The organism is Nostoc sp. LEGE 06077 (assembly GCF_015207705.1).
Taxonomy (GTDB): Bacteria; Cyanobacteriota; Cyanobacteriia; order Cyanobacteriales; family Nostocaceae; genus Nostoc_B.
Genome location: NZ_JADEWI010000116.1, coordinates 1 through 5,133, shown reverse-complemented (window position 1 = coordinate 5,133; position 5,133 = coordinate 1). Strand labels below are relative to the sequence as shown.

General features: G+C 42.0%; 5 protein-coding genes. 1 reads left to right on the top strand and 4 read right to left on the bottom strand.

What is annotated here, in order from left to right; genetic code table 11:
• Positions 1-259 precede the first annotated feature (259 nt).
• Positions 260-1,396 (top strand): glycosyltransferase family 9 protein, encoded by a 1,137-nt coding sequence (locus IQ244_RS32040; protein ID WP_193900691.1) that lies wholly within the window; start codon positions 260-262, stop codon positions 1,394-1,396.
• On the opposite strand, the gene IQ244_RS32035 is transcribed toward IQ244_RS32040, so the two are convergent.
• The 4 genes from IQ244_RS32035 to IQ244_RS32020 form a co-directional block, all read right to left on the bottom strand.
• A complete protein-coding gene (locus IQ244_RS32035; RefSeq protein ID WP_193900690.1) occupies positions 1,367-2,263 on the bottom strand; it encodes an ROK family protein in 897 nt (298 codons plus the stop codon). The two genes, IQ244_RS32040 and IQ244_RS32035, sit on opposite strands and share 30 nt — an antisense overlap.
• Before the next feature lie 48 nt (positions 2,264-2,311).
• Positions 2,312-3,757, bottom strand: a complete 1,446-nt coding sequence (locus IQ244_RS32030) for a tetratricopeptide repeat protein (protein WP_193900689.1) — start codon at positions 3,755-3,757, stop codon at positions 2,312-2,314.
• Positions 3,758-3,773: 16 nt separating this feature from the next.
• Positions 3,774-3,974, bottom strand: a complete 201-nt coding sequence (locus IQ244_RS32025) for a hypothetical protein (protein WP_193900688.1) — start codon at positions 3,972-3,974, stop codon at positions 3,774-3,776.
• A gap of 68 nt (positions 3,975-4,042) precedes the next feature.
• Positions 4,043-4,939 (bottom strand): ABC transporter permease, encoded by an 897-nt coding sequence (locus IQ244_RS32020; protein WP_193900687.1) that lies wholly within the window; start codon positions 4,937-4,939, stop codon positions 4,043-4,045.
• Positions 4,940-5,133: the final 194 nt, after the last annotated feature.

The following is a 5,133-nucleotide window of genomic DNA, read 5'->3' as shown; positions in this document are numbered from 1 at the left end:
ATCTAATTCAATCGCTTGCATAACTTTTCGCCGGAAATCATCACTATAAGCTTTTGCCATCGGGATGGGGTAGATGCAATGCTAACTCTTATAGTTTACGTCCTAATCTTTATGGCTATGGCTATACCTCACTCAAACAAGAAACGCTATATGTCGTTTTGAGGAAGGCATTTCCTGGCTCTTGACAATCTCTCAAACAACTGCCAAGGTGTTGGAGAAAAATTTCATTCTTGGTATAAATTGAGCTAGTATCCACGAGATGCAGATTTTCACAAATCAATCTCTACGAGCTAAACCTCATATTGCTGTGTTTTCTTCTACTAAAGTGGGAAACTTTGTTGTTACTACACCGCTATTGAGAGGGCTGAAAGAGAAATATCCTGATTGCACACTAGATTTTTTTGGCAGTGAAACTACCAAAGATTTTGAAATTCATTGTCCCTATATTGATTGGCGTTTTTCACTTTATACACAGCGACTAGATTTTTTAGATGCGTTATCACAAGCAGTAAATCAACGTCAACAACTCGCCGGAATTTATGATTTAGCAATTAATTGTGATGGATTTAGTGAAATCAATTTAGTCATGATTAGTGCTATCCGTCCTACTTATATCGCTGGCATTGCTTTATCTTTAGATTTCCGAGACAAACTCAAAGTAGCAGAGCATCCAATACACAAAATATTACTAGATAAAGATTGGAATAGTCGAGAGTTTTTGCAAAGACATCAAGATATATTGCAAAGCAACTATATCAGCGAAATATTCTGTCGAATTGCATATATAGAAACTGATTTTTATCAACTAGAATTACCCAGTAAAGAACCTCATTTTTTAGTACCTGATGTATTAATTCATGTGACAGCTACACGTCCGGCCAAAATGTGGTCTGTATATTATTGGCAACAAGTTATCAACTGGTGTGAATCTCAAGGATTAACAATTGGCTTAATTGGTAGCCATCCCCAAGAGCAGCAAACTTTGTATAATGCTGGTCATACTGAAGAATATTTCTTGGAGACAACAAGTATTATTGATATGCGTGGAAAGACTTCTTTAATTGAACTAGCAGGTGCTTTTCGCCGCACGAGAGTATGTATTTCTGTAGATTCTGGGCCTCTGCATATTGCAGCTGCTGTAGGTTGCCCAACATTGGCAGTTTTTGGGAATGATGTTGATGGTGATGGTGCAAGCCCTATTAGGCTTTGGGCATCTCGGCAACCACACGTAAAACTAACTATTTCAGATTTTAAATGTACTTTATGCCAGGAGAATTCTTTTAAAAATAAAGAGTGTTTATTAGATAATCATCCTTGTATGGCATATCTTTCTCCTGAGTCAGTGATTAATCAACTTCAAGGTCTGTTACTCAGCAGCAATTTTCTGCCATGCTAATTTGGCAGCCCCTACCATTCCCGCAGAATTACCCAATTGGGCTGGCAAAATTTGTAACCCTGTGCGGGAAGTATACATAACTCGCCGCTCAATTTCTACCTTGGCTGCTGGTAAGAAAAATTCAAAACTAGCACTAACCCCGCCACCAATGACGATCGCTTGTGGTGTGAGGACATAAACTAAACTAACTAAACCAATACCTAAATCTCTGCCATATTCTTGCCAAAAGGCTAAAGCCTCAGCATCTCCAGCTTGGGCTAAAGCACCTAATTGGTCAGGTTCTTTTCCGGTACGGCGACGAATAGCAATAATTGAGGCATATTGTTCTAACGAGCCTTGGTTGCCACTATTACACATCGGCCCTTCAGGGTTGAAGCTAATTAAACCTAATTCTCCAGCTGCTCCTTGATGCCCAATGAACAGCTTACCATCGAGGATAATTGCGCCACCAACTCCTGTTCCCAAGGTCAGCAGAATAAAATTTTTCAAGTTGCGCCCAGCACCTAACCAAGCTTCTCCCACTCCCGCACAGTTAGCATCATTAGCAATAACCGTGGGTTTGCCTGTTTTAATTTCTAACCATTCAGCTAAAGGTACATCTAGCCATCCAGGTAAGTTAATCGCTATTTTGGCAATACGTCCAGCCGCATCCGCCGGGCCAGGCATACCCACACCAATAGCTATAGTTTGATTATCTGGGTCAATTTGGGCGATCGCATCTACTATTACCGCTAAAACTGCTTCTGGTGTAGCTGGTTGGGGAGTCGCCACAGTTAAGCACTTTAAGCACGTACCATCTTGGCTAAACCGCCCCAACTTAATCGCTGTTCCCCCAATATCAATACCAATTACTTCCGGTTGATCCACAATTGCACATCCAAAACAGGGCAAGCACGAAGTCTAAAACTCTATATTTTACACTTCATACTTCATAATTTCCCGCCCAACCTTGGCAAATACTCCAGCCCAATCACCAACTAATTCTTGACGAAACAGTCGCATTGTCGGATACCAAGGGCTATCTTCTCGCTGTAATAACCATCGCCAATCAGGAACAAAGGGCAGAACTACCCAGGTTGGTTTACCCAGTGCGCCGGCTAAGTGGGCAACTGAAGTATCTATTGTTAAGACTAAATCTAACTGCGCGATCGCCGCAGCCGTATCATTAAAGTTATGTAAATAACTGCTTAAATCCTGAATTTTAATATCGGCAGGTAGTTGTGCTAATTCTTGAGAACTTTTACCCACCTGGAGACTATAAAATTCAACTGCTGGGATTTTGAACAATGGTAAAAATGGCTGTAGTCCACAGGTGCGTTTACTATCATTGCGGTTCCCAGGATTACCCGCCCAGACAATGCCGACTTTGAGTTTAGTTTCTAGTGAGGCTACTAACTGGAAATTATGAGATGACGGCGCAAATATATAAGGTATTTTCGCCGGAATAGTTTCCACAGTTGTCCCCAACAGATAAGGTAAACTCATCAGCGGTGCTTGAGTATGGAACTCTGGTAATTCTTCATCCAGAGCCAAAACTTGTGCTACACCAGGAACAGTTTTGAGTAATTCCACTTGAGCAGATAGACAAGCTACGATCACTCGACCACCGCGATCGCGCACTAAGTCAGCATAGCGAATAAACTGAAATGTATCACCTAGTCCTTGTTCTGCATACAGCAAGATAGTTTTATCATCTAAGGGAGCGCCATCCCACTGCGGTGTGGCAAAGTTGGGTAATTGTTCAGGTGCAAACATTTGCCAGCGCCATTCATATTCGGCAAAGCCAAGGTCAAAATCTCCAATTAATAATAGTGCTTCTGCTAAATTCTGGTGGGCTTCGGCAAAATCTGGCTGTAATTCAATCGCTGTTTTATAGCAGGTAATAGCTGCTTCAACCTCTCCTATTTGGAGCAGCACTAGACCTAAGTTATTGTAGGCTAAGGGATAATTTGGCTGAAGAATAGTTGCTTGGCGATAGGAATCTTTGGCGGACTCTAAGTTACCTAGTTCTTGAAAAACTAGACCCAAGTTGTAATGAAATTGAGCAGAGTTAGGCTGTAGGGCGATCGCTTGTTGATAATGTTGCATCGCTTCTGTTAACAAACCCTGCTGTTTCAAAGCAATACCGAGATTGCTGTGAACTGAGGCCAAAGCTGGATTAATTGCCAAAGCTTGGCGGTAAAATGCGATCGCTTTTGCTGTTTCTCCTAACTGATGGGCAAGTGTACCCAACAAATATAAGGCATCAATCTGATTTGGTTGCTCTTGGAGAATTTGCAAATATATTTGTTCAGCCTGGAATGAGCGACCTGCTTGTTGATGAAGGATGGCGATCGCTAAACTGTCAGAAATACTATTCATTACTTACAGCTACAGCTTACTTATGTTCTTTTAAGTTGTAATCAACTTTTTCATCAGAACGCGCAGAAGCAACCTGCAAATTCACAACTGAGTAATTATTCGCCTGTGATTGCCCTTGTAAAGCTGTGATTGGTGTACCGCGCAGAATCCCAGTCAAAGCCATAGATAGCATAAACCCACCAGCAGCGGCAGCAATTAAAGTAAGGTTATCTTTCACACAAATCTCTCCAGTTATCAGTTATCAGTTATCAGTTATCAGTCTATTTACTGTTCACTAGTAACTGACTATTTCCGAATCCCATTTTCTCCCCGCAAACGGGGATTGACAAATTCATTTAACCCCTCACCAAGTAGGGATAACCCTACCACCATGAATGTCATGGCTAAACCAGGAAACAAGGTTGTCCACCAAACGCCTGTGGGGAGTGCTTCAAGAGCCTGTTTTAAATCATGTCCCCATTCTGGAACTTCTTCAGGTAATCCCAGACCCAAAAAGCCTAAACCGCCCAACACTAAAATTGCATCGGCGGCGTTGAGGGTAAATAATACAGGTACGCTTTGAATGACGTTGAAAAATAAATAGCGAGATAGCACAATCCAAGTAGAAGCCCCCATTGCTTGGGCGGCTTCAATGAATACTTCTGTTTTGACACTCACAGTATGGTTGCGAACCACCCGATAATATTGGGGAATGTAAGCAATACTAATTGCGATCGCGGCATTAAATATACCTCGTCCAACCACAAACGCCAAAGTTACAGAAAGTAATAATCCCGGTAAGGTGTAAATGCTATCCATGAGGAACAGCAATACCTTATCTAATTTGCCGCCAAGATAACCACTCACCATCCCCAATGGCACGCCAATAATCATACTCAGCGCTGTGGCTAAAATCACCACTTGCAACGCAGCTTGAGCGCCAAACAAGGTACGGGAAAAGACATCATGACCCAAGCGGCTAGTACCAAACCAATGTTTAGCTGATGGTGCTTCTTGAATGGGGTTAGCAAGAAAATCTTTGGGGTTTTGCAGCCATCCCCAAGCCTGTAATACAGGGGCAAAAAATGCCAAAAAGATAAAAAACAGGGTGATGGCTAACCCAATCATCATTAACTTTTGAGAAAGGTTAGAACTTTTAGCAAACCGTAAAAATGTTGGCAGCTGACGTTTTGTTATGGCCATGTGCGATCGCCTGCATCAAGCAAGATACGCTGACCATTATAGAAGTGTGAAGTATGAAGTATGAAATAGACCTCTTGCAAAAGTCCCATGAGCGTGGGAAAAGTAGCTGAGAGCTTTCTTGACATCTATGAGCTACGAAAAGGTAAAGAACCTCAAACCAGAAGAATTCAAACGGCTGTGTGGTGTGCATCCGG